A 23,989-nucleotide genomic window follows, 5' to 3' on the forward strand; every position below is an offset into this window, starting at 1 on the left:
AGGATGTGAGGGTGGCCTGTTGACCACCCATCAAGAATAGATCAAATTAGAGCACGAGACAGTATCCATTTCCCACTAAGGCGAGACTCATCCCTGTATGACGGCAGAATCAGGCACGCTCAGACGCCCAGGGCGCCCGGGGATCCACCCGCATGCCCTGGGGCGCAGCTCCACGCCGCGCACCACCCTGGCCCTGGTGCTCGGCCTGGTCGTCCTGGGCCTCCTGTGCCTGGCAAGCATCAGCATCGGCAGCCGCGGCATCGGGCTGGACACGATCTTCTCCGCCATCAGCGGCGGGGAGGTCAGCGCCGCTGATCGGCACGCCGTGCTCGGGCTGCGCGTGCCGCGCACGCTGGCCGCCGTCGTCGTGGGAGCCGCCCTGGCGGTGGCCGGGGCGCTGATGCAGTCGCTGACCCGGAACCCGCTGGCCGAACCGGGTCTGCTCGGAGTCTCCGCGGGTTCTGCCTTCGCAGTGGCGATCGCGATCGTCGGCTTCGGCATCACCTCCCCGCTGGGCTATATCTGGTTCGCCCTGGCCGGTGCGTTCTTCGCCACGGTCGCGGTGGCGCTGATCGGCGGCATGTCCTCGGGCAAGGTGGACCCGATGCGGATGGTGCTCGCCGGCGTCGCACTCTCCGCGGTGCTCTCCGGGATCATCGGGGCGCTGCGCATCGCGGACCCCCGCACCTTCGGCGCGCTGCAGGTCTGGGAAGCTGGAATCCTCGCCGGCCGCGGACTCGACGTCACGCTCACCGTGGCGCCGCTGGTGCTCCTCGCGCTGATCGTGGCGCTGCCGCTGGGCAAAGGCCTGAACACCCTGGCGCTGGGCGATGAGCTGGCCGCCGCACTCGGGGTCTCGCTCTGGAAGACCCGGGTGCTCAGCATCCTGGCCATCACGATCCTGGCCGGCGGCGCGGCAGCGATCGCCGGACCGATCGCGTTCATCGGGCTGATGGTCCCTCATGCGGCGCGATTCTTCGCCGGGGCCGATCAGCGCTGGGTGCTGCTGATCTCGATGATCTTCGGCCCGATCCTGATGCTCACCGCCGACATCCTCGCCCGACTCATCGTCTGGCCGGGAGAGATGCCGGTCGGGCTGGTCAGCGCGCTGATCGGCGCCCCGGTGCTGGTGCTGCTGATCCGCCGACGCAAGGCTCTGAAGCTGTGACCGCGACGCTGAGACCTGAGCCTCGGAGCTCCGCCGCCCCAGCACCCCGCGCCCGCCGGCGCTTCCGGCGCACCCGCCGTCCGGTCAGGTCCTGGCTGGTCGGACTCGGGCTGTGCCTGGGGATCGCGGTGCTGGGCATCATCGCGCTCGGCCTGGGCGACTATCCGCTGAACCCGGCCGAGGTGCTCACCGCGCTGGCCGGGGGCGGCGGCTTCGACTCCACCGTGGTGCTCGAATGGCGGCTGCCCCGGATCACCGCCGCGCTGGTCTTCGGCACCGCACTCGCGCTCTCCGGCGCGCTGTTCCAGACCCTGACCCGCAACCCGCTGGGCTCCCCCGACATCATCGGCTTCTCCACCGGCGCCTACACCGGGGTGCTGCTCGCCACGGTCGGGATCGGCGGGGTCACCGTGGCCGACGGGCTGATCGGAACCTCGGTGGGCGCGCTGATCGGCGGGCTGGGCACCGCCCTGCTGGTCTATTTCCTGGCCTACCGTGACGGCGTGCAGGGGTTCCGGCTGATCGTGGTCGGCATCGGCGTCACCGCGGCGCTGCACGCTGTGAACTCCTGGATCCTGCTGCGCGCACAGACCGAGACGGCGATGGGGGCGGCGATCTGGGGCGCCGGCTCGCTGGGGCTGACCAGCTGGTCCGCCGTGCTTCCGGCCATCGCGATCGTGATCGCGGTGCTGCCGCTGCTGCTGATCTCGGTGCGGCCGCTGCGCCAGCTGGAGCTCGGCGACGACGTCGCGGCCTCGCACGGCGTGCGCGTGGAGCCGACCCGGCTGGCGATCCTCGGAATCGGGGTGCTGCTCACGGCGCTGGTCACCGCCGCCACCGGGCCCATCGCCTTCGTCGCGCTGGCCGCCCCGCAGATCGCCCGGCTGCTGGCCCGTTCACCGGGGATCCCGCTGGTGAACTCGGCGCTGATGGGCGCACTGGTGCTGCTCGGCTCGGACATCATCGCGCAGCAGGCGCTCGCCCAGCCGATACCGGTCGGGATGGTCACCGTGGTGCTCGGCGGCGGCTACCTGGCGGCGCTGCTGGCCTACCAGGCGCGCAAGGGCTGACCTGCTGCAGTGCTGACCCGTTGCAGTGCTGAACCGCTGCAGGCAGCCGCTCAGCTGATCCCGTCATGGGTCAGCCGGCCGCCGAGCAGCGTCGCGGAGACGCCCATCTCCCGCAGGCCTGAGCCGGAGGGGTCAGCGCCGGCGAGCGGATCGCTCTCCACCAGCGCCAGATCCGCCACGGCGCCCTCGCTGACCTGGTGACTCACCCCGCCGGTCCCCCCGCGGGTGGCTGCCGCGAGCGCGGTCGCCGGGTCCAGGCGCTGCTCCGGATGCCACGGCTCGCGGCCGTCGCGGCTTCGGCTGACCGCCGCGGCGATGGCGACCCAGGGGTCCAGTGCGGAGACCGGTGCATCGGATCCCAGCCGCAGCGGCACCCCGGCGCGGGTGAGCGCGTCCAGCGGGAAGGCCCGGTCGGTGCGACCGGCCCAGTAGGCGTCTGCCACGTCGCGGTCATCCATGGCGTGTTCGGGCTGCACGCTGGCGGTGAGTCCGAGCCGAGCGAACCGCGGGATGTCCGCCCAGCTCAGCAGCTGGGCGTGTTCGATCACCCCCGGCATGGCCAGGGCTTCGAAGGCGTCGAGCACGGCGCTGTTGGCCCGGTCCCCGATCGCGTGGATGGCAGCGGAGATCCCGCCGTCGCGGGCCTGGCGCATGACCTCGCGCAGCTCATCCATCGGCACGGTCTGCATGCCGCAGCTGTGCGGGTGCATCAGGTCCAGCTCGGGGTAGGGGTCCCAGCACCAGGCCGTCCGGGTGTTCAGCGACCCGTCGGAGATGACCTTCAGCGGTCCCATGGTCACCAGACCCTGCTCGTCGAGCACGTCGCCGGTGGAGATCCCAGAGAGCAGCGCCGACTGCAGGCGATCGGGCCACACCGAGACCTCCACGCGCAGCGAATCCACCCCGGCGGCGGTGCGCATCGGCCACTGCGAGATGTTGTCGGCGTTCTCGAAGTCCACGATCCCCACCACCCCGCGGCGCGCAGCCGCCTCGGCGGTCTGCCGGTAGATCTCCGGGGTCAGCGCGGCTGGGTCCTGGAGCTGATCCATCACCGCGAAGGAGTCCGCCTCGCGCAGCAGCCCGCTGGCGTCGGTGGAGACCCCCAGCCGGGACTGCAGCGCCGAATTCAGCCACATGCAGTGCAGATCCCCGCTGATCAGCCCCACCGGCACCGAACCGGTGGCCTCATCCAGGCTGCTCAACGAGGGCAGGTCAGGCCAGAGTCCGTCCCGGAACCCGTAGCCGACGACGCCTGAGCCCGCGCCCTCCGCGCTTCCCTGCCCGAGCGACGGATCGGCGGCCAGCGCCCCGCGCACCAGCTGAAGCACCTCTGCGGCACTGGTGGTCGCGGCGAGGTCGAGCCGTCGCTGGGCGATCACCCACTGGGTGAAGTGGACATGATGGTCCCACAGCCCGGGGATCAGGAAGCGGCCGGCGGCGTCCAGGGAATCGGCGCGCAGTGAATCGGCGCCGCCCAGCCGCGCACCCTGACCCGCTGGTGTGATCGCAGAGATGCGACCATCGCGCAGCTGCACATCGTGCAGCGCCTGGCCGGATGCGTCGAGCGATCCGGCAGCGGAGCCGCCGGCGGAGCCGCCACCGCCGGGGAAGCGGACATTGCGCAGGACCAGGGCTTCAGCGCTCATCGCGCAGCCTCCTTCGGGGAGGAGTTCTTCAGAGCAGGGTCCTTCAGCGCCAAATCGTCCAGCCCTGCCGCGTTCACGCGGGCCATCCGGTCCGCCAGTGCCGGATCAGCATAGGGGCCGTCGCCGCGAAGCTCCTCGATGATCTGGCGCACTGATTCCATGGGCTTGTCCTGGCTCATCTTCTCCTTGGCCTCGAAGCGGGTGACGCGCAGCCGGAACCCCACGGTTCCGCGCACGATCCGCCGGGCGTAGTCGCTGTTCTCGTCGGTGGCGTCGAGCAGGTGCGGGTCCGGCAGCGGGATCTCGAAGTGCGCCACCAGACGGTGCAGCACCTCCAGGTTCTCGGCATCGGAGAGCACCTCGGGCACGCCGTAGAGGTGCGCGGCGGCGAAGTTCCAGGTGGGCACGTTGGGGCGGTAGCCGTACCAGCTCGGCGAGATGTAGCCGTGCGGCCCCTGGATGATGGCGAGAAGCTCACTCGGCTCGGACCCGCCCGCGCCACCCAGCCCGAGCTTGGCCTCATCGGGCCGACCCACGTGGCTGAGCAGGACGAGCGCGTCGTCGTCGTCGGCCTGCTCTTCCAGGATCACCGGGTAGTGCGAGGCGACCAGGCCCGCCGGGGTGTGCCCCACGAAGGTGCACCAGGGGTGCGCGGTGATCAGGTCCTTGATGGCCTCGAGGTCCTCGAGGGCGTAATCCGGGTTGTGGCGCATCCAACTAGGATAGGGAGCTGCCTCGAACGCACCAAGTGGAAGGACCGCCTTGACTCACACCAGCGGACTCACCGCCCTGGAGCCGCTGACCAGCGCGGAGATCATCGACCGGGCGGCAGGACTGCCCGCAGCGCAGCACTACCCCGGAGTGGATGAGCTGCACGGGGCCTTCGCCGCGCTGGCCGCGCAGCACCCGGAGCAGGTGAGCGTGACGGAGCTCGGGCATTCCCGGGCCGGGGAGCCGATCCTGCTGTACTCGATCGGCGGTCTCGACGCTGACGCTCCGGCGACGCTCTCCGGGCTGCTCGCCGGCGGGGTGCACCCGAATGAGCCGATCGGGTCCTGGACCATGCTGCACCTGGCCGCCCAGCTGCTCGCCGACGGCGGGCTGCATCGGTCCCTGGCCAGCAGCTGGCACTTCCTGCCCTGCGCGGATCCGGATTCGATGCGGCTCAACGAGGGTTGGTTCCACGCGCCGGAGGACCGTGAGCTGTACTTCCAGAACTTCTACCGCCCGGCCGGCCCGGAGCAGGTGGAGTGGACCTTCCCGTTCCGCTACAAGCGGGCGCACTTCGACGCGATGCTGCCCGAGACCCGCGCGCTGCAGCGCGCCATCGATCTGACCCGGCCCGACTTCTACATGCCGCTGCACAACGCAGAGTCGGGCGGGGCCTACTACTACCTCTCCGACTCGCTCGCTACCGGCCTCTCTCCCCAGGTCGACCCGCTGCTCGGTCTGCTCAGCGAGCTGCCCGCCGCGATGGGCATCCCGCTGCACCGCGGGGAGCCCGAGGCGGCACACTTCAGGGTCCTCTCCCCCGGGATCTTCGCCATGGGCACCCTGGAGGAGGCCTACGACTGGGTGGAGGCCCTGGGACTGGACCCGTTCCCCGAGGGGTCCACCGGGGAGTCCTCCACCGGCTACGCGCGCAGCCACGGCACGCTCTCGATGGTGGCTGAGATGCCGCAGTGGAAGCATCTGCTCGCCGACGACATCAGCCCTTCCGGGCAGCACTACGCGGCCGCGCTGAAGGACCAGGCGGCCGCGCTGAGCGCCTCCGGCGAGCTGCTGATGGCGCTGCTGGGTCGCCTGGCCCCGGCCACGGAGACGGCGCAGGCAGCCGAGCCGCCGCTGCTGCGGGCCAGCCGGGCGTTCCTGCCGCTGCTGGGCCAGGCCGCAGAGTCCCAACGTGCCCGGGCCGAGGATCCGGCCTGTCAGCGGGAGGCGACGGTGGCCGAGCTCCACGGGCTGCAGGGCATCCTGCACATGCTGCGGCTGCGCTTCGGCGGCATGTTTCTGCGCGCGCTGAGTGAACTCGGGGCCGCCAGCCTGGCCGAGGAGCTCTCCCCGATCTATGCCGAGTGGATGGCTGAGGCATCCGCGCAGGAGCAGGACCTCGAGCCCATCCCGATCAAGGACGCAGCCGGGCTGCAGTTCGGCGCGGTCCTCGCCCTGGCGGCGCATACATTGCGCATCCGCCAGGGCGGGTGACCCGCACCAGTCCCGGCCGCCGGCGTCAGCCCACCGGCTGCCTGAGCTCCCCGGCCAGCCGGTGGAAGTCCCGCGCCGGGTTCCCGAAGCGGTGCAGGGTCATCGACACGGCCTGTTCCTTGAGCCAGTAGCGCAGCTCGACGCGGCCGGAGGCGGTGACCTCATCAGCGATCAGCGCCACCTCGGGGCGGTCCGCGAGCCGCGTGCGCAGCTCGGCGTCCACAGTGCCCAGCATGCGGACCCGCACCCCGACGCCGCGGTCATGCTCACCGGCGGCCAGGGCAGCGGAGAACTGTCCCGTGGTCTCCTGAGTGACCGTGAGCCTGCATGTCTTGCGTCCCAGTTCCAACGCCTTCGCGGTGGCAGGCGGCAGCTTCGGGTACGCGGAGATGCTCACCTGGGCCCCGGCGCGCTGCGCGGCGATCAGCGCGCGCAGCACCTGAGCCGCGGTGGCGTCGACGCCGACGCGCAGCAGCACGTCTTCGCCGAGGTAGCGGAAGATGTTGGCTTCGCTGCCCAGACCGGTGCGATCCGTGGGCCGACCGAACTCGGTCTCCCACCAGCGCTGGTCGTCCGCGGCTGCGGCGGAGAGCCAGGCGCGATCCGCCCCGGAGACGATCCCCGAGCCGATGGCTGACTCCATCAGCTTGGCCACGGTCTCCTCGAGCCCTGCTCCGGCGACACCTGTGGCCTGGGCGGCGGTGCCCACCAAGTCATCTTCCCAGCGGCCGAAGAGCATGACGTAGTTGGGGCCACCGGCCTTGGACCCCAGACCCACTGAGGACTGCTTCCAGCCGCCGAAGGACTGGCGCTGGACGATGGCCCCGGTGATGCCGCGATTGACATAGGCGTTTCCTACTTGAACCCTGTCGAGCCAGGTCTGGACCTCGGCGGTCTCGAGTGAGTGGATGCCGCCGGTGAGGCCGAAGTCGACCTGGTTCTGGGCGGTGATCGCCTCATCCAGGTCGCTGGCGGACATCAGCCCCAGCACCGGACCGAAGACCTCGGTGAGGTGGAAGAAGGACCCTGGCTTCACGCCGTCCTTGATCCCGGGGGACCACAGCAGGCCCGTGTCGTCGAGCTGCTTCGGCTCCAGAAGCCAGGATTCCCCTGGCTCGAGGGTCGTGAGCGCACGGTGCAGCTTCTCGCTGGGCTCCTCGGTCAGCGGGCCGACCGTGGCGGCCAGGCTGCTCGGCCAGTCCACGATCATCGAGGAGGCGGCGTCGACCAGCTGGCGGCGGAACCGCTCGGAGTCATAGACGCTGCCGACCAGGATGCCCAGCGAGGCGGCGGAGCACTTCTGCCCGGCGTGGCCGAAGGCCGAGGTGACCAGGTCGGCCACGGCGAGGTCGCGGTCGGCCGAAGGCGTGATGACCAGGGCGTTCTTGCCGGAGGTCTCCGCATTGATGGCCAGCGAGGGCTTCCAGGAGCGGAACATCGCGGCGGTCTCCGAGGCGCCGGTGAGGATCACCCGGTCGATCCCGTCGTGGGAGACCAGGCGCCTGCCGTCCTCTCCCTCGAAGGGGTAGACCCCGTGCAGCACCTCGCGCGGCACTCCGGCGTCCCAGAGCGCGTCCAGGATCGCCATCGAACAGTGCGGGGTGTGGTTCGACGGCTTGTGGATCACCGCGGCACCCGCGGCGAGCGCCGCGAAGGTGCCGCCGGCCGGGATGGCGAGCGGGAAGTTCCACGGCGGGGTGATCAGCACCAGGCGGTCCGGGATGAATCGGGCGTGTTCGACCTGCTCGATCTCCAGCGCGCTGTGCGCGTAGTACCGGGCGAAGTCGATCGCCTCGGAGATCTCCGGATCCGTCTGCGCCACCGACTTGCCGACCTCGGCGGCGGCTATCGAGACCAGGCGTCCACGACGCGCGGCGAGGATGTCCGCCGCCCGGTAGAGGATGCGGGCGCGTTCGACGGCGGGGCGCGCCGCCCACGGCTCGGCCGCCGCGCGGGCCTGGGCGACCAGCTCGTCGATGCGGTCGCCGCCGATCTTCTCCGGCAGCGACTGACCCTCGAGCCAGCCCGGCTGGGAGGCGCGAGCTATCGCATCCGCGGCCCAGCGCTGGTTCGCCGGCAGCGCTGGATCGGTGTCGGGCTCGTTCACGAAGGGCGGGAGGGCTGGTCCGTCGAACACAGCTGCATCAGTGCCTTCTTGTGCTCCGGAGGCTTCTTCGGCCGCGCGGTCCTGGGTGTGCTGCGGGCTGGGCGCGGTGTGTCCGTGCTTGGCGAGGATCTCCTCCAGCAGCGCGAGCGAGCCGCGGAAGCGCTGCGCCTCGCGCTCGAAGACCTCGCTGCCGCGGCCGGATTCGTCGACCTCCAGCTCGAAGATGCCAGACATGAAGTTCTCGCTGGCCGCGTTCTCCTCGAGTCGACGGACCAGGTAGGAGATCGCCACGTCGAACTCGGCGGGGCGAACGGCCGGCACGTAGAGCAGCAGCTGGCCGACGTCGGCGCTGACCGCCTCGGCCTGCTCGGTGGCCATGCCCTGGAGCATCTCGAACTCGAGCCGGTGACTGACGCCGCGCTGGACCCCGAGCAGATGGGCGAACGCGATGTCGAAGAGGTTGTGTCCGGCCACGCCGATGCGCACCCCTGCCATGTTCTCGGCGGTGAGCAGCCAGTGCAGGACCAGCTTGTAGTTCGCGTCGGTGGCCTCCTTGGACTCACAGGTGACCTGCGGCCAGCCGGCGATCTCGCCGTGGACCTTCTCCACGGCCAGGTTCGCGCCCTTGACCAGGCGGATCTTGATTCCGGCTCCGCCGGCGGCGACGCGCGCGTTGGCGAACTCAGCGAGCTCCTGGGTCGCGCCGAGCGCGTCCGGCAGGTAGGCCTGCAGCACGATGCCGCCCTCGTAGTGCTTCAGCTCCGGGCGGGAGAGCAGGGTCTTGAACACCGCGATGGTCAGGTTGAGGTCGCGGTATTCCTCCATGTCCAGGTTGATGAACTTCGAGCCGGCTGGAGCCTTGGCGGCCTCCTGGTACATCGGGACCAGTCGGGCGACCACGTAGTCGACGGTCTGCTCGAAGCCCCACATGGAGATCTGCGAGGCGATCGAGGAGACCTTGATCGAGACGTAGTCCACGTCGTCGCGACGCAGCAGCTCGAGCGTGTCCTGCAGATGCTTGTCCGCCTCGGCCTCGCCGAGCACCGCCTCGCCGAGGAGATTGATGTTCAGCCGGTGGCCGTCCTGCTTGATGGCAGCCACTGCCTTGCCGAAGGGCTTGTCCCGGGCGTCGACGACCATGTGCCCGACCATGGAGCGCATCCGCGCCCGAGCTGCCGGGACGACGACGTCGGGCAGCGTCTTGGCCAGCGTGCTTCCGGCGCGGATCTGGGCCCGGTCCAACGCGGAGAGCGTGTCGGGGGCGAGTCCGCCCAGCTCTGCGAGTGCGGAGGCGGCGGCCTTGGTGTCCTCGGTGCGGATGACCCGGTCCACGAATCCGACGGTGAAGTCCAGACCGTTGGGGTGGGAGAGCACGGCGGAGAGGCGCTGCGCCGATTTCTCCGCGGCGGCGTGGTTCTTGCTGGGCTTCCTGCTCGAGCCCGTGCCACTCGCGCCCGAGGCGTGGGTGCCGCGCTGCAGCCAGCGGGTGACCTTGGAGACCGCGGCCTCGGAGAGGTCGGTGAGCTCGGCGGTGTTCAGAGTGGACATCGGGGCCTCATTTCACACGGCGATATTTCACGCAGAGATGTTTCCCGCGGGGGTGTTCACGCGGGGGTATGTCCCGCAGGATGCGGGTTCAGCTGGCCGGGTGCTCGGACTGCTGATTCCCAGTGTGTGGCGACACACACCTGTTGGGCATCGTATGACCGGCCACCTCGATACCATCTGAGTCATAAATCGAGGATACTGACGGGTATGGAGACCACCGGCCGAGGCCGCCCGCGCATCCAGGACGCGGCAGACGACATCGTCGCGGCGGTCCTGGCCACCGCCGGGGCGCGGGTCAGCACTCCGGACTTCTCCACCCGGCGCATCGCCGAACTCACCGGACTGAGTCAGACCCTGGTCAGCCGCGCCTGCCGGCGCATCCGACGAGCACGTCCGGACGCGGCGGGCGCAGGTGACGACGTGCCTGCCGGCGACGATGTGGCTGCCGGCGATCCGGGCGCGCTGGTCCTGGCCGAGGTCCACGTCCGGTTCCCACAGATCTGGCTGCACTTCACCCCGGTGGCCGCGCCACCCGGCACCCAGGCCGCAGCCACGTCGCAGAGCACCGCAGCTCGCCGTCGAGCCACCGCTCTGATGGCGTCGCTCCACGCCTCGGAGGCGGCTCGGTGGCGGATCCGCGATGCCGGCGACGCGGCGTCTGCGGAGGCCGAGCCCTTCGTCCCCGGCCCGCTGAGCGCCTGCTGGGACGCCCATGACCCGGACTGGGAGCAGTTCCTGGACCGGACCGCCGGACTTCTGAGCCGCTGCGCACCCACTGTCGACGCCATCCCCGGGGATCTGCTCGACCTGCTGGCCCGACGTGCTGGACGAGGCCTTCATGGCACGCAGTGGCGGCGCGGCCTCCCGAAAAGCGCCCACATTTCTGACTCATCCAGTGAAGATGTTGCACCGCCCGCCGACCTGGAACGCTCGCCACGAAACCGCTGGTTCTCCCAGGTCGAGCTCTCGGTGACCGAGCAGATCGCGATCGCGCTGCGCCGGGAGATCACCAATTCAGGCTTCCGCGCGGGAGACCGCCTCTCCCCCAACGTGCTCGGTGACCGCCTGGGCCTCAGTCGCAGCACTGTGCGCTCTGCGATGAGCCGATTGGTCGATGACGGCCTGCTGGACTCCGATCAGGGCAGCTTCAGGGTCCCCGCGGTCACCGTGGCCGACGTCGTCGATCTCTATGCCGCCCGACTGCACCTCGGCATGGTGCTGCTGCGAGCCTGCGCGGTGCAGCCTCGGCACCAGATGCTCCCGGTCAGACTTGCGCTGGGCGCCGTGGAGGCCGCGGCGACTCAGGGCACCCGGTCCGACGCCGGACTGGCGGATCTGCAGTTTCAGCAGGAGCTGGCGGAGGCCTCGGGGCTGAGCCAGTCCGCCCGCGCGTTCCACGCACTGACGCTGCGGGTGCGGATGTTCATCGCCGTGCTGCGCCTCGACTACAGCCCCGCAGTGGAGCGCATCGTGAGCGACGATCGACGCATCCTCACCGCGGTGCTCGCCGGAGACGCCGAGGCGGCGGTGCGCTCCTGGCGGCTGAAGCTCGACAACGCGGTGCGGCACATGTCGGCGCTGGCTCCGGAGTCCTTCGACGCCGAGCTGTGGTCACGGCTGAGTCGCTGACTCGCTGACAGATCCTGGCCTTCAGCGCCTCACGTCGTAGCTCAGCTGCACCATTCCATTGCAGAATCGGTGTTCGTCGCGCAGAGTCAGCTCGATCCTCAGCTCCGGCAGCATGGACAGGCCGCCACCGAGCACCAGGGGGCAGACCAGCATGTGGATCTCGTCGACGAGTCCGTGGCGCAGCGCATGGGCGGCGAGGGTGGGACCCTCGATCGTGAGATCCGCGGCGCTGGCGTCCTTGATCCGCTGAACCTCGGCAGGGTCGAATTCCTGCTCGATCCTGGTGCGCGTGGTGGTGGCCTCGGTGAGCGTCGTGGAGTAGACGATCTTCTCGGCGGCGGTCCAGATCTTGGCGAACTCAGCCGACTGCACGGACCCCTCGGCCAGCGAGGGATCCGTCTCCCAGACGCTCATCAGCTCATAGATCTTCCGCCCGTAGAGGTACGTGCCGATCTCGCGGGTCTGATCATTGATGGCTTCCATGACTTCCTCATCGGGCTCACCCCACTGGAAGTCGCCCGACTGGTCGGCGACGTAGCCATCGGCTGAGACCAGCATGAAATAGATGAGATTCCCCACTGCGCCCTCCTGAGGCTTGCTCCCGCGCGTCCATCTCCGCTGCGCAGCAGTGTCACACGCCCGCAATGCGGGACGGAAGGCTCAGTGCACCGGGGCCTTGGGGATCATCAGCGGCTTGCCGGTCTCGGGGTCTTCGATGACGAGGGAGTCGACGCCGAAGACGCTGCGGATCGTGGCCTCGGTGCCGACCTGCTCGGCGGTTCCCTCGGCGGCAATCCGGCCGTCCTTCATCGCCACGATGTGGGTGGCGTAGCGCAGCACCTGGTTGATGTCATGGAGCACGGCGACCAGGGTGCGACCCTCCCGCTGGAGGCGAGAGCAGAGTTCGAGGATCTCGATCTGATGCGCGATGTCGAGGTAGGTGGTCGGCTCATCGAGCAGCAGCAGCGGGGTCTCCTGGGCGAGCGCCATCGCGATCCACGCTCGCTGACGCTGGCCCCCGGAGAGGGCATCGACCTCACGGCTGGCGAGCTGGGTCATCCCAGTGTTCTCCAGCGCAGAGCGCACGGCGGCCTCGTCGTCGTGGCCCCAGCGTTTGAACATGTGCTGGTGCGGATGACGTCCCCGGGAGACCAGGTCGAAGACGGTGATCCCGTCCGGCGCGATCGCGGACTGCGGAAGCAGCCCCACCGTGCGGGCGAGCTCCTTGGTGGGCATGTTGAAGATGGATTCCCCGTCGAGCAGGACCTGTCCGCCGGTGGGCTTGATCAGCCGGGCCAGACTGCGCAGGAGGGTGGACTTCCCGCAGGCATTGGGGCCCATGATGACCGTGAAGGATCCGTCCGGAATCCGGATGGTCAGGTCTTCGAGCACCTGCCGCTCCTCATACCCTGAGGTCAGGCTGGCGGCGGAAAGCCGGTATTCGTCGGTCATGGGGTCCTTCGTAGCGGCGAGCTTCCCACCGGGGATGCCGGAGGGGCGGCAGTGACTGCCCAGCTTACGGGTTCGTCGGGGGCGGTCGATCATGCGGGACATCCAGAAATCCCGCGGTCTTGAGCCGATGATGTTTGCGGCACAGCGCCCACAGGTTAGCGGCCGTGGTCTCACCGTGCGGCCATGGAATCTGATGATCGATGTCGCAGTGCTCGGCGGCGACCATGCAGCCGGGAACCTGGCAGGTTCCATCACGGAACTCGATGGCCCGGCGAAGCAGCTTGGGCACGAAGCGGCTCTGGTAGACCCGATGGAGCGGGTCGAGTGCCTCGGCCGAGGGCGCGTGGGTCGCGGCGGGCGGATCGGATCTGACTTCCGGGATCGGCACCCGAGTCCAGGTGATCTGATGCTCCTCGCTGAGGATGATTCGCCGGATCATCTCGGCAGGATAGGCGTGCCGACGATTGCGACTGATGGCGGGTCGATCCGAATCGTCCAGAAGGGTCTCCGGCTCGATCAGGATTCCGACGTGCGCGTTGATCGGGGTCCTCGAATCGGTCTGCCCGTTCAGGAGCCAGTTTGCGACGAGGTCCGCCTCCCGCTGGGCCTGCGTCCTGAGGTCTCCCGCTTCTCGGTTCGTCGGCGTCGGACCGGCCCCGAGTGATGCCCCGCCGGCAGGCCCGGATACTGGCCCGGCCGGGCACGCTGCGGCGGCAACCGCTGCTCCTGAGCGGTCCGACCTCCACCCCGAACCGCCATCAGGACCGCCATCAGGACCGAGAGTTGATTCCTCACTCGGAAGGCCGAGCCAGTCGAACCCGCTCTGTGGCTCAGCCGGGGCGTCAGAGGTCTCCGCAGCAGGCCGTTCGACGCAGGGGTCGTAGGGAACATCCTGCTTCGGGCTCCGCGCGACGTCCACGAGCCGGTTCTTGATGGCCTCTGCAGTGAGGGTGGGCAGCATGGCGTGCAGGAGGCTGACTCCGTCCTCCAGGTGCTCCAGCCAGACCCGGCGTTCCGTATGGCTGCGCCGACACCGATGAAGCTGCTGATCAGGCTCGGTGCGCGCCACATGACGGTTCAGCCAGACATTCAGCCGCGCGGGGCGGTGCGTCAGCGCGTAGTCCGCAGCGGCGACGTCGAGGCGTTCGCGGTGGACCGGCGAGACGAGCCGTTCGGCGGCGGAGATGACGCGGACCAGGGAACGGACAGGAACATCTCCGGCACGCACGGCGCCCCAAACCTGTGGCAGGTGCTGCCGAGCGAAGCAGGCCTGCTGGTACTGCGTGTGGACGTGGCCCTCACTTGCCCCCAATGCCTCCGCGGCATTCATGATGGCCGCCGACTCGGCGGTCGCGCGTCCACGGGTGGTGCGCATGAGCTCAGGCTCGGTCATCTCGAGCTCCCGCAGGAAGGACTCCACGTAGCCCACCAGCAGCCTCAGCTGCTCGGCCTGGCCCCGATTCAGCTGCCGCTGGGACTCCCGCAGCGGCTCTGCATTCGGATCAGTGAGTGCAACCTGCATGATTCGAATATACCTTCGAATCGACTGGATATCAATGGTTTCATCGGTATCGATTTGATCGCATTTGGAGTCAGACCACAGTTGATGGCGCACGGCGTCAGGGCCGCACCATCCGGACGTCGGTGATGGCCGGGGCACCAGGGTCCTGCTTCTCCGCCCCGTCGCGGCGGAAGCCGTTGCGCCGATAGAAGGCCAAAGCCCGCGGATTCTGTTCTGCAACCCAGAGACTGACGGGTGCCGGTGCCGGTGCCGGTGCGGGTGGAGACCCAGGTGCCGGAGGCGCCACAGCCCCGATCGTCGCATCCAGCAACGCCTGACCTGCGCCCGTGCCGTGATGGCTGCGCAGGACATAGAGCGTGGAGAGCTCGCGCGCCGGCGGCGCCGGCGGCGCAGAGTCCACAGGGGCAGCCGGCGCAGCCGCCTCCTGGACCGGACCCGCCATCGCGAAGCCGATGATCGCGCCGTCGGACTCTGCCACGCGGATGGTCCACTCCTCCCGCGGGGCGGTGAGGATCCGCGTCCACATCTCACGGCGCATGCGCGCGTGATCCTCGGTGAAGAACCCCTCAGGAAGCAGATCCGTGTAGGTCTCCTGCCAGGTGGCCACATGGACCGCCGCGATCCGGTCGGCGTCCTCGAGACGCGGTTCCCGGATCGCCGGGTATGACGCCCCGGGCACTGGGCGGTCAGTCATGCGTCCAGCCCTCCGGAGCCCGGTACCGCTGACCGTTGAACATCACCAGCGTGACCGCCACCAACAAGGCGGCGTAGACCAGGATCGCCACGGTCAGCGTGGGATCCCCGGACCCGTCCGCGGCGCGCACCAGACCAGCTGCCACCCAGCTCACCAGCAGAAAGGTCAGTCCGAAGATCAGCTCGAGATCCGAGTTCAGCCGCCGATTCAGCTCGCCGCGTCGCTGCGGCGTCGTCCAGTACTCCTTGGCTGGAGCGGACGGAAGCGACAGCAGCTCCGGACTCGCCCGAGACGCGAGCGCGCGACAGCCGAGCACCACCGCCAGCAGCACCACCCCGATGATCGCCTGAACGCCGATGACCCAGGCCTTGGACTCCCAGCGGGTGGGTTCGCCGGCGGCGCCGAGGTGCGCGGGCAGCGGATCCGGGCCGGTGAGCGCGATCCAGACCAGCGTCGCCGCGTAGACGATCAGCCCGACGGCGAGTGCGAGCCGGCCAGCAGTCAGCGCGGTGCCGCGCTCCGGGGTCACACCGACGCCGTCGGCTCCCCCACCTCGATGGTTCCGCTGAGCACGACGTCCGTCCGGCCGCCGACCCACAGCGCCTCACCCTCGCCCTCGATGTGGATCCGGCCGCGGCGCTGCAGCACCGTGCCCTGGCTGGCCACATAGGGCGGGGTCATCTTGCCGGAGTACTCCAGCCACTGGGCGACCGAGGCGTTCAGGCTGCCGGTGACCGGGTCCTCGCGCAGCGCCCCGGTGTCATCAGGGAAGAACGCGCGCACTTCGAGATCGGTGTCGGCACCCTCGGGCTGCAGCGCCGCCACGCCCACGAACTGGTATTCCGGATCAGTGATCCGGCTCAGGTCCGGGGTCACCCCGAGCACCGTCTCGGCGCTGTCGAGCAGCAGCGCGACCCAGCCGGGTCCGTTGTCCACCCACGCGGCATCGATCACCTGCGCAGGCGCCAGGCCGAGCGCGTCGGTGAGCATCTGGCGCGCAGCCTTCGGGATCGGTCCGGAACGCACCCGCCCGGGAGCGCCGAAGGACAGCGTCTGTTCCCCGATCTGGACCGGCACCAGTCCCACCTCACACGCCTGGACGACGACGCCGGCCGATCTCGGCTCATTCCCGAGGTCCAGCCAGGCCCTTGCCGAGCCCAGGGTGGGGTGTCCGGCGAAGGGCAGCTCCTTGTCCAGGGCGAAGATCCGCACCCGGTAGTCCGCCTCCGGAGTGGTCGGCGGCAGCAGGAAGGTGCACTCGGAGAGATTCGTCCAGCGTGAGATGGTCCGCATCTGTTCGTCACTGAGACCCTCGGCCTCGGCGATCACTGCGACCGGGTTGCCCATGAATGGCGCGTCACCGAAGACGTCGACCTGGCGAAATGGCTTCAACATGGGCTCATCTTAGACAGTCCTCAGGCGGTCCGGGACCCTGATGCCGCCTGGACCCCTGCTCAGACGCCTTTGAATCCACGCAGGCGCAGGCTGTTGCCGAGGACCGAGAGCGAGGAGAAGACCATCGCGGCGCCGGCCAGCATCGGATTCAGCAGACCCAGTGCGGCCAGCGGGATGGCGGCCACGTTGTAGCCGAAGGCCCAGAACAGGTTGGACTTGATCACCCGCAGGGTCCGACGCGAGAGCGCCAGGGAGTCGGCGACCGACCGCAGGTCACCCCGCATCACGGTGATGCCGGCGGCGTTCATCGCGACATCGGTGCCCGTGCCCATGGCGATGCCGAGATCGGCCTGGGCGAGCGCGGCCGCGTCGTTGACGCCGTCGCCGACCATCGCCACGGTCCGACCCTGCTCCTGGAGCCGGATGATCGCCGCCACCTTGTCCTGTGGCAGCGCCTCGGCGATGACCTCCTCGATGCCGACCTCCGCGGCCACTCGATCGGCGGCGCCGGCGTTGTCCCCGGTCAGCAGCACCGTAGAGAGACCCATCGCGGCGAACCGGGCGACCGCCTCGGCCGAGGTGTCCTTGACCGCGTCCGAGACGATCAGCACTCCGGCGAAGTCACCGTCCACTGCGACCAGCACCGGGGTGGATCCCTGTGACTCGGCCTGGGCCAGCAGCCCGGCCACCTCGTCCGGGAGGTCGATCCCCTGCTGGCGCAGCAGCTTGCGGCGACCCACCATCACGGTCTGCCCCGAGATCACTCCTGAGACCCCGTAGCCCTGATGGTTCATGAAGTCACTCACCGCCGGGAGCTTTCCCGAGGTCGAGCCGAGGGTCTCGCGGGCCGCATTGGTCACGGCGCGCGCGATCGGGTGCTCGGAGGCCGCCTCCAGCGCCCCGGCGAGCCGGAGCAGCTCGGCGTCGTCGTCGGTGGCGTTCTGGTCGTTGCGCAGCGACCATGCCCGGGCCGAGTGCATCGCGGCCAGCTTCATCGCGCCCGTGGTCACCGTGCCGGTCTTGTCCAGGACCACGGTGTCGATGCCGCGCGAGGCCTCGAGGACCTCGGGGCCTCGGATCAGGATGCCCAGCTGCGCGCCGCGGCCGGTGCCCACCAGCAGCGCGGTGGGGGTGGCCAGCCCGAGCGCGCAGGGGCAGGCGATGATCAGCACCGCGACCGCGGCGGTGAATGCGAACTCTGCCGACGGCCCGAGGAGGAGCCAGAGCAGCAGCGTGAGCAGCGAGATGATCAGCACGATCGGCACGAAGATCCCGGAGATCCGGTCGGCCAGCCGCTGGACGTGCGCCTTGCCCGACTGCGCCTCCTCCACCAGCCGAGCCATCTGGGCCAGCTGGGTGTCGGCTCCGACCCGGGCGGCGCGGACGATCAGCCGACCGGAGGAGTTCATCGTGGCGCCGGTGACGCTGTCACCCTCGGCGACCTCCACCGGCACAGATTCACCGGTGAGCATCGACATGTCCACCGCAGATGCGCCGGTGACCACGGTGCCGTCGGTGGCGATCTTCTCGCCGGGGCGCACGATGAACTCGTCCCCCACGGCGAGCTGGCGGACCGGAATGAGCACCTCGTCGCCGTCGCGCAGCACCGCGACCTCCTTGACGCCCATGTTCAGCAGCGAGCGCAGCGCCTGGCCCGCCCGGGACTTCGAGCGCTTCTCGAAGTACCGGCCCAGCAGCAGAAAGACGGTCACCGCGGCGGCCACCTCGAAGTAGATGTTGGCGGCACCCATCTGGTGCGCAGCCCCGGCCGCCCAGGGCGGCTCGGTGAAGAACACGAACTCATGGCGCAGCTGCGGGTCGCCGGCGGCGCCGAAGATCATCGCGTAGAGCGACCAGAGCAGGGCCGCGAGCGTGCCCAGCGAGATGAGCGTGTCCATGGTGGCCGCGCCGGCGCGGGCGTTCAGCGCCGCGGCGCGGTGGAAGGGCCATCCGGCCCAGAGCACCACCGGCAGGGTCAGCGCCAGCGAGACCCAGTTCCACCAGGGGAACTGCAGCGCCGGGATCATGGCGAGGAGCACCACGGGCACGGTGAGCATGGCGGAGATCAGCAGACGACGACGCAGCCCCACCAGTTCCCGCGCCGCCGGGCCGGCGGCGGAGGGCTCCTCGGTGAGCGGCGCCGGCTCCTGCGCGCTGTATCCGGTCTTCTCCACTGCCGCGATGAGCTGCGCGACGGCGGCGTCGCGTGCAGCTGTGTCATGGGCGGCTTCGTCGAGGGCGACCGGACCCGCCAGCTGCACCGCAGCCTTCTCGGTGGCGTAGTTCACGGTGGCGGTGACCCCGTCGAGCTTGTTGAGCCGCCGTTCGATCCGCTGGGCGCAGGCGGCGCAGGTCATCCCACCGATCTCGAGGTCGATGCGGCTGCCAGCTGAGCTCACGACGCACGCACAGCGTCGTAGCCCGCCTCATCCACGGCGGCGAGCACGGCCTCATCGGTGAGCGCCGCACTGTCCGTCACCGCGATCTCCAGTCGTCCCGTCTCGGCGCTGACCTGAAGGCCCGTGACGCCGGGGAGCTGCTCCACCTCTGCCCGGACGGCGCCTTCGCAGTGGCCGCAGGACATTCCGGTGACGCTGTATCGGCGGGTCTCAGTCATGATGGGCTCCTCGAGCGATGAATCGGTGGTGCAGGAACACTCGCAAATATACCCCCTCAGGGTATATTTAGGGAAGACGGCTCATATAGTGGTTGCCCTGGCCACCTGAGGAGGATCCATGGACGACGCAGCGCTGGACACCACCGCCGAGACACAGGCTCATGAACATCACCACGGATACATGACGCAGAAGGACAAGTACCTGTCGCGGCTGCGCCGGATCGAGGGGCAGGCTCGCGGGATCCACCGGATGGTGGACGAGGACACCTATTGCATCGACATCCTCACCCAGATCAGCGCGACCACGGCTGCCCTGGAGAACGTCGCCATGGCGCTGCTGGAGGATCACCTGCGGCACTGCGTGGCCGACGCGGTGGCAGCCGGCGGGGACGAGGGCGAGGCGAAGCTCCAGGAGGCCACCGCCGCCATCCGCCGGCTCGTGAAGTCCTGAGCTTGGCAGTGATGACTCCCGCACGCGGCGTCGCCCTGATGGTCGTGGGCACCCTGGCCCTGGCCGGCTCGGCCGCGATGATCTCCGCCATCGATGGTGAACCGCTCAGCGTCGCGGCCTGGCGCTGCCTGCTGGCGGTACCGATGCTGCTGCCGCTGGCCGCCTGGGAGCTGCTGCGTCGCAGGGGCCGGGCAAGCCTCCCGCGGCGCACGCTGATCGGCGCGCTGATCGCCGGCGTCGCCCTGGGTGTGGACTACAGCTTCTACAACACCTCGATCACCATGATCGGTCCAGGGATCGCGACCGTGCTGATCAACGTGCAGGTCGTGATCCTGCCGCTTATCAGCTGGGCGATGGAGGGCGTGCGGCCGATGCGTCAGCTCGCGCTGATCATCCCACTGATGCTCGCCGGGGTCGCGCTCACCGCGGGCGCCCTGGATCTGGAGAACCTGCAGCTCGCGGGCGTGCTCGCCGGACTTGCCGCAGGCACCGGCTACGCGCTCTACCTGGCCATCATCCGGCGCACCGCACCGCCGGAGCCGCGGCGGCACAGATCAGCGCCGTTCACGATCCTCAGCCTGGTCTGCCTCTCCGCCGGGGTGACCACCGCGCTGACCGCGACGGGGCTGGGGCGGCTCGAGGTGCCGGACGGGCTTCCGGGCTGGGGTGCGATGCTCGCGCTGGCCTTCGTGGGTCAGGTGCTCACCTACCTGTGCTTCAACGTGGCGATGACTGCGATCTCCGAGACCGCCTCGAGCACCTTGATGCTGCTCTCGGCGGTCTTCGCCGTCGCGCTGGCGGCGGTGCTCTTCGCCGACATCCCCAGCGCCTGGCAGCTGGTGGGCTGCGCGATGATCATCGGTGGGGCCTGGTGGACCGCGGCGGCGGCACGCAGAAGGGCCGGAGGCACAGCGCCTCCGACCCTTCCGGCGGACTCGGCTGAACAGAGCTCGCTTAACTCGCGTCGCTGACGGGTCGGCGCCAGGCGTCACGTGCGGGAGCGATCAGTGGTCGTGATCCTCGTGGTCGTGATCCTCGTGCGCTTCATCATCGTGGTCGTGTCCCTCGTGATCCTCCTCCTCTTCGCCCCCTGCAGCACCGTCCTCCGCAGCGTGCTCATCGGCACCCTCGGCCGTGCGACCATCGACCGCGGCGATCTCATTCGGGGTGAAGTCCAGCTCGGCCGAGTTGATGATCTCCAGGGAGCCGAGGTCCACCATGTGCAGCGTCTGCGCATCGGGCTCGGTGATGTAGGCGATGTCGTCCACCACGCGGATGGCCGGGCGCGGCTCCTGCCACTCCTCGGGCTCGGTCCACTCCTCCATGATCTCCAGCTCGTCGGTGTGCTCGCCGGTCTCCGGGTCGACCACATGCAGCACTCCGTCCTCTGCCAGGACCAGGGCCTCACCCTCCGGGCCTCGTGCGAGGGAGCGGAAGTTGTAGGCAGCCCCGATGTCGACGGTCGAGATCTCGCCGCTCGCGGTGTCGACCAGCGCGACCTGGGTCATCGGCTCCTCGCCGTCCTCGTCCAGGTTGTAGTCGCCCAGGAAGATCGGAGAATCCTCGGCGGGGAAGAGGTTGCCGATGCGGGCGTACTCCTCGTCGGCCTGGATCTTGGTGAACTCGGTGCCGTCGAAGGTCAGCACGCCGTCCTCACAGCCCACGGCGAGCATCCCCTCGGGCCCGGCCGCCTCACCGTGCACGCCGGGGCATTCCTCGCTGCGTGCGATCTCCTCGCCGTCGGCGTCGAGCACCCGCGCACCGTTGCGCTCATCCTCGTTGCCCAGGGTCTCGAAGCGGCCGCCGTCGGGGAAGACCGCCGCGACCCCGTGGTGCGCCTCCTCGGTCTCGACCACCTCGGTCTCCAGCTGAGCCTCGACGTCCAGCTCGGAGAGGTCGTAGCTGTGGATCTCGCCGCTGCCGTCGAAGAAGAGCGTTCCGATGCCCTCGTAGGAGACCACGTGACCGGGAGCGGGCCCGTCCACGGTGATCTCGCTGACGTGGGGATCGGTGGTGTAGAAGTGGTCGTGCTCCCCATGCGGCTCGCCCCAGGTGCCGCCGTCGATCAGTCGGAAGCTCTCCCCCTCGGTGAGGAAGAAGTGCCGACCATCGCCGGCCGGGCTGACCCGGACGAAGCCCTCAGCCTCGTCCTGACTGAGCACCTCCAGGGTGGCGCCGTCGAGCACGGAGACGCCGCCGTCATAGGTGACCGCCAGGCGCGGGCTGGGACCGCCGGCCTCGTGGGTCTCGCGGTCGGAGGGCTCGACGGAGGGTTCCGCGGCCTGGGGCGACTCCGCCGGGGCAGCCGACGCGGCGTCGTCCTCGCCAGGGTCAGACCCAGCACCGCCGGAGGCACCATCGGCGCAGGAGCTCAGTACAAGGGCAGAGATCATCAAGAGAGATGGCAGAGCGAGATGTTTGGTGTTCATGCGAATCATTCTTAATTAACCCCCGGCCAATTGCAAATCGTTCGCATTAACACTTGGCTCGAGCGGCGAGTCACCACCAGCCGGTACACCACCCTGCGCAGACAGCGCGACCCGGTGTCGGATTGTGTCGAGACCCTGCGGGTCTCGCGCACCGGCGATTTAGACTCGGATCATGCCCAGTACCCAGTGGAATCCGGGGGCGTATCTCACCTACGCCTCCGAACGCACCCAGCCCTTCATCGACCTGCTCCAGCGCGTGCGGGCTCCCCAGGCCGACCGGATCGTCGACCTCGGCTGCGGCCCCGGCAACGGGATGCCGGTGCTGCGCGGGATGTGGCCCAAGGCCTGGATCACCGGGATCGACTCTTCTGAAGAGATGCTCCAGCGGGCCAGCGAGGCCACCGACGACGACCGCATCTCCTACGCCCGTGCCGACATCAGGGACCTGAAGCTCGAGGAGAAGGCGGACCTGATCGTCTCCAACGCCGCCCTCCAGTGGATCCCCGAACACCGCGAGCTGCTGCCGTCGATCATGGACAACGTGGCCGACGGAGGCGCGCTGGCCGTGCAGGTCCCGGGCAACTTCGGCGCCCCGAGCCACCAGCTGCTCGCCGAGTTCGCCGCGAAGCCCCGCTTCGCCGCGCACATCGACCCGGACGCGCTGCTCAAGCCCACCTCCGAGCTGAGCGACTACATGCTCGACGTGTCTCTGCCCGGCTGGGAGGTCGAGGCCTGGGAGACCCGCTACCACCACGTGCTCCAGGGGGAGGATCCGGTCTTCGAGTGGATCTCCGCGGCAGCCGCGCGTCCCGTGCTGCAGGCGCTGCCCGGGGGTGTCCGCGAGGAGTTCATCACCGAGTACAAGGCCGCGCTGCGCGAGGCGTACCCGGCGACGCGCATCGGGACCATCCTGCCGTTCCGGCGGCTCTTCTTCATCGCGCGTCGCAGCGGCCGCGGCTGAGCAGTCCAGCCGCAGCCGGTAGGGTCATCGCGTGACTGTACCCACCCCCGCCCTGACGACGACGCCGCGCACTCCCCTGGTCATCCTGAGCACCTTCGTGCTGGTGACCCTGACACTGGGCTGGCTGATCGGCCTGCCCGTGGTGCTGATGAGCCCGGAGGAGCGCAGCATCGCCTCCCTCGGCGTGTACTACAACCTGTTCATACTCACCCCCGCCCTGGCCGCGGTGATCGCCTACGTCCTGGAGCGCCGTCAGCCGCTGGAGGTGCTCTACGGCCACCATGCTGAGGCGGGCGCGGGTGATGCCGCAGCTGAAGACCTGAGTGACCGGCCCGTCCGGATGCTGAAGCCGCAGAGCGTGACCGACGCGCTGGGAATCACCCCGCTGCGTCCGGTGCGCGGCCTGCTGGGCTGGTCGGTGCTGGGTCTGCTGCTGTTCTTCGCGTTCAGCCTCGCCGCCCTCCCGCTGGGCGGAGCGCTGGGCCTGTACCCCTTCGATCCGTCGATGCCGCTCTTCGTCCAGGATCTGAGCTCCCGGCTCGGCCGGGACGCCACGGAGTTCATCGCCACCGGCGTGCTGGTGGAGGTCGGCGTGATCTTCTCCGCCTCGGTGCTGGGCGTGTTCCTGCACGCCGGGATCGAGATGGGCTGGCGCGGCTATCTGTTCCCGCGGCTGCAGCTGCGCTGGGGCCCGCGCGCCGCCGTCGTGCTCACCGGTGTGATCTCCGGACTCTGGTACGCGCCGCTGCTCGCCGCCGGATTCTTCTACGACCAGACCCCGGTGTTCCAGGCGCTGGCCCTGATGCTCGGCTACGCGACGATCATCGGCGGGGTGCTCGCCTGGCTGCGGATGCAGTCGGGCTCGATCTGGCCCGCAGCCTTTGCCCAGTCGATGATCTCGGCCGCCGCGATCCTGCACTTCTGGTTCGCCAGCGCCGGGGTGACGGTGGATCTGCGCCAGGCCACGCTGCAGGGATTCTCCGGCTGGATCCTGCCGGGACTGCTGCTGATCGGCCTGCTCATCTTCGCCCGACGCGCCTTCCCGCAGCAGACCCGACAGAAGACCCCCTCCGGCCACTGAGAAGTCCCGGACAC

Annotated in this window: 20 protein-coding genes; 8 read left to right on the forward strand and 12 right to left on the reverse strand. The window is 69.5% G+C overall.

Annotation, left to right across the window (positions count from 1 at the left end):
* Positions 1-97 precede the first annotated feature (97 nt).
* Positions 98-1,168: a FecCD family ABC transporter permease gene (locus BCL67_RS05490; RefSeq protein WP_106122448.1), complete on the forward strand. Its 1,071-nt coding sequence runs from the start codon at positions 98-100 to the stop codon at positions 1,166-1,168.
* Positions 1,165-2,238 (forward strand): FecCD family ABC transporter permease, encoded by a 1,074-nt coding sequence (locus BCL67_RS05495; protein WP_181255897.1) that lies wholly within the window; start codon positions 1,165-1,167, stop codon positions 2,236-2,238. The genes BCL67_RS05490 and BCL67_RS05495 overlap by 4 nt, the downstream gene beginning before the upstream one ends.
* 50 nt (positions 2,239-2,288) lie before the next feature.
* On the opposite strand, the gene BCL67_RS05500 is transcribed toward BCL67_RS05495, so the two are convergent.
* Positions 2,289-3,884, reverse strand: coding sequence for an amidohydrolase (locus tag BCL67_RS05500; RefSeq protein ID WP_106122449.1), 1,596 nt, complete (start codon positions 3,882-3,884; stop codon positions 2,289-2,291).
* Positions 3,881-4,597: an FMN-binding negative transcriptional regulator gene (locus BCL67_RS05505; RefSeq protein ID WP_106122450.1), complete on the reverse strand. Its 717-nt coding sequence runs from the start codon at positions 4,595-4,597 to the stop codon at positions 3,881-3,883. Before BCL67_RS05505 ends, BCL67_RS05500 begins: the two co-directional genes overlap by 4 nt.
* Before the next feature lie 49 nt (positions 4,598-4,646).
* Here BCL67_RS05505 and BCL67_RS05510 point away from each other — a divergent pair, with 49 nt between their 5' ends.
* Positions 4,647-6,089, forward strand: a complete 1,443-nt coding sequence (locus BCL67_RS05510) for a M14 family zinc carboxypeptidase (RefSeq protein WP_106122451.1) — start codon at positions 4,647-4,649, stop codon at positions 6,087-6,089.
* A gap of 25 nt (positions 6,090-6,114) precedes the next feature.
* Here BCL67_RS05510 and BCL67_RS05515 read toward each other — a convergent pair whose 3' ends face one another.
* On the reverse strand, positions 6,115-9,744 hold the full coding sequence (locus BCL67_RS05515) for a bifunctional proline dehydrogenase/L-glutamate gamma-semialdehyde dehydrogenase (protein WP_106122452.1): 3,630 nt from the start codon (positions 9,742-9,744) through the stop codon (positions 6,115-6,117).
* Positions 9,745-9,951: 207 nt separating this feature from the next.
* Here BCL67_RS05515 and BCL67_RS05520 point away from each other — a divergent pair, with 207 nt between their 5' ends.
* A complete protein-coding gene (locus tag BCL67_RS05520) occupies positions 9,952-11,373 on the forward strand; it encodes a GntR family transcriptional regulator (protein ID WP_106122453.1) in 1,422 nt (473 codons plus the stop codon).
* 21 nt (positions 11,374-11,394) lie between these two features.
* Here BCL67_RS05520 and BCL67_RS05525 read toward each other — a convergent pair whose 3' ends face one another.
* The 8 genes from BCL67_RS05525 to BCL67_RS05560 all read right to left on the reverse strand — a co-directional run bounded on the left by BCL67_RS05525 (position 11,395) and on the right by BCL67_RS05560 (position 19,053).
* Positions 11,395-11,952, reverse strand: coding sequence for a dihydrofolate reductase family protein (locus tag BCL67_RS05525; protein ID WP_106122454.1), 558 nt, complete (start codon positions 11,950-11,952; stop codon positions 11,395-11,397).
* A gap of 81 nt (positions 11,953-12,033) precedes the next feature.
* Complete coding sequence (locus BCL67_RS05530) at positions 12,034-12,825, reverse strand: ABC transporter ATP-binding protein (RefSeq protein ID WP_106122455.1); 792 nt, start codon at positions 12,823-12,825, stop codon at positions 12,034-12,036.
* A gap of 64 nt (positions 12,826-12,889) precedes the next feature.
* Entirely contained in the window at positions 12,890-14,347 is a 1,458-nt protein-coding gene (locus tag BCL67_RS05535; protein ID WP_106122456.1) for an HNH endonuclease signature motif containing protein, read from the reverse strand.
* Positions 14,348-14,444: 97 nt separating this feature from the next.
* Positions 14,445-15,041 (reverse strand): GNAT family N-acetyltransferase, encoded by a 597-nt coding sequence (locus tag BCL67_RS05540; RefSeq protein WP_106122457.1) that lies wholly within the window; start codon positions 15,039-15,041, stop codon positions 14,445-14,447.
* Positions 15,034-15,570, reverse strand: a complete 537-nt coding sequence (locus BCL67_RS05545) for a DUF1648 domain-containing protein (RefSeq protein ID WP_106122458.1) — start codon at positions 15,568-15,570, stop codon at positions 15,034-15,036. Before BCL67_RS05545 ends, BCL67_RS05540 begins: the two co-directional genes overlap by 8 nt.
* Positions 15,567-16,436, reverse strand: a complete 870-nt coding sequence (locus BCL67_RS05550) for a PhzF family phenazine biosynthesis protein (RefSeq protein ID WP_106122459.1) — start codon at positions 16,434-16,436, stop codon at positions 15,567-15,569. The genes BCL67_RS05545 and BCL67_RS05550 overlap by 4 nt, the downstream gene beginning before the upstream one ends.
* Positions 16,437-16,495: 59 nt before the next feature.
* Positions 16,496-18,793, reverse strand: a complete 2,298-nt coding sequence (locus tag BCL67_RS05555; protein ID WP_106122546.1) for a heavy metal translocating P-type ATPase — start codon at positions 18,791-18,793, stop codon at positions 16,496-16,498.
* Positions 18,794-18,831: 38 nt separating this feature from the next.
* The gene (locus BCL67_RS05560; protein ID WP_106122460.1) at positions 18,832-19,053 is read right to left on the reverse strand and encodes a heavy-metal-associated domain-containing protein; all 222 of its coding nucleotides are present in this window, start codon (positions 19,051-19,053) and stop codon (positions 18,832-18,834) included.
* 118 nt (positions 19,054-19,171) lie between these two features.
* On the opposite strand from BCL67_RS05560, the gene BCL67_RS05565 reads away from it, so the two are divergent.
* Together BCL67_RS05565 and BCL67_RS05570 are read left to right on the forward strand one after the other, a co-directional pair.
* Entirely contained in the window at positions 19,172-19,504 is a 333-nt protein-coding gene (locus BCL67_RS05565) for a metal-sensitive transcriptional regulator (RefSeq protein WP_106122461.1), read from the forward strand.
* A gap of 11 nt (positions 19,505-19,515) precedes the next feature.
* Positions 19,516-20,475: a DMT family transporter gene (locus tag BCL67_RS05570; RefSeq protein ID WP_106122462.1), complete on the forward strand. Its 960-nt coding sequence runs from the start codon at positions 19,516-19,518 to the stop codon at positions 20,473-20,475.
* A gap of 33 nt (positions 20,476-20,508) precedes the next feature.
* Here BCL67_RS05570 and BCL67_RS05575 read toward each other — a convergent pair whose 3' ends face one another.
* A complete protein-coding gene (locus tag BCL67_RS05575) occupies positions 20,509-21,933 on the reverse strand; it encodes a hypothetical protein (protein WP_106122463.1) in 1,425 nt (474 codons plus the stop codon).
* 172 nt (positions 21,934-22,105) lie between these two features.
* On the opposite strand from BCL67_RS05575, the gene BCL67_RS05580 reads away from it, so the two are divergent.
* Both BCL67_RS05580 and BCL67_RS05585 read left to right on the forward strand, forming a co-directional pair.
* Positions 22,106-22,894 carry a methyltransferase domain-containing protein gene (locus BCL67_RS05580; protein WP_106122464.1) on the forward strand — a complete coding sequence of 263 codons (789 nt, stop codon included), beginning with the start codon at positions 22,106-22,108 and terminating at the stop codon, positions 22,892-22,894.
* 31 nt (positions 22,895-22,925) lie between these two features.
* Complete coding sequence (locus tag BCL67_RS05585; protein WP_106122465.1) at positions 22,926-23,975, forward strand: CPBP family intramembrane glutamic endopeptidase; 1,050 nt, start codon at positions 22,926-22,928, stop codon at positions 23,973-23,975.
* Positions 23,976-23,989 lie beyond the last annotated feature (14 nt).

It is taken from the genome of Nesterenkonia sandarakina, assembly GCF_003003175.1.
Taxonomy (GTDB): Bacteria; Actinomycetota; Actinomycetes; order Actinomycetales; family Micrococcaceae; genus Nesterenkonia; species Nesterenkonia sandarakina_A.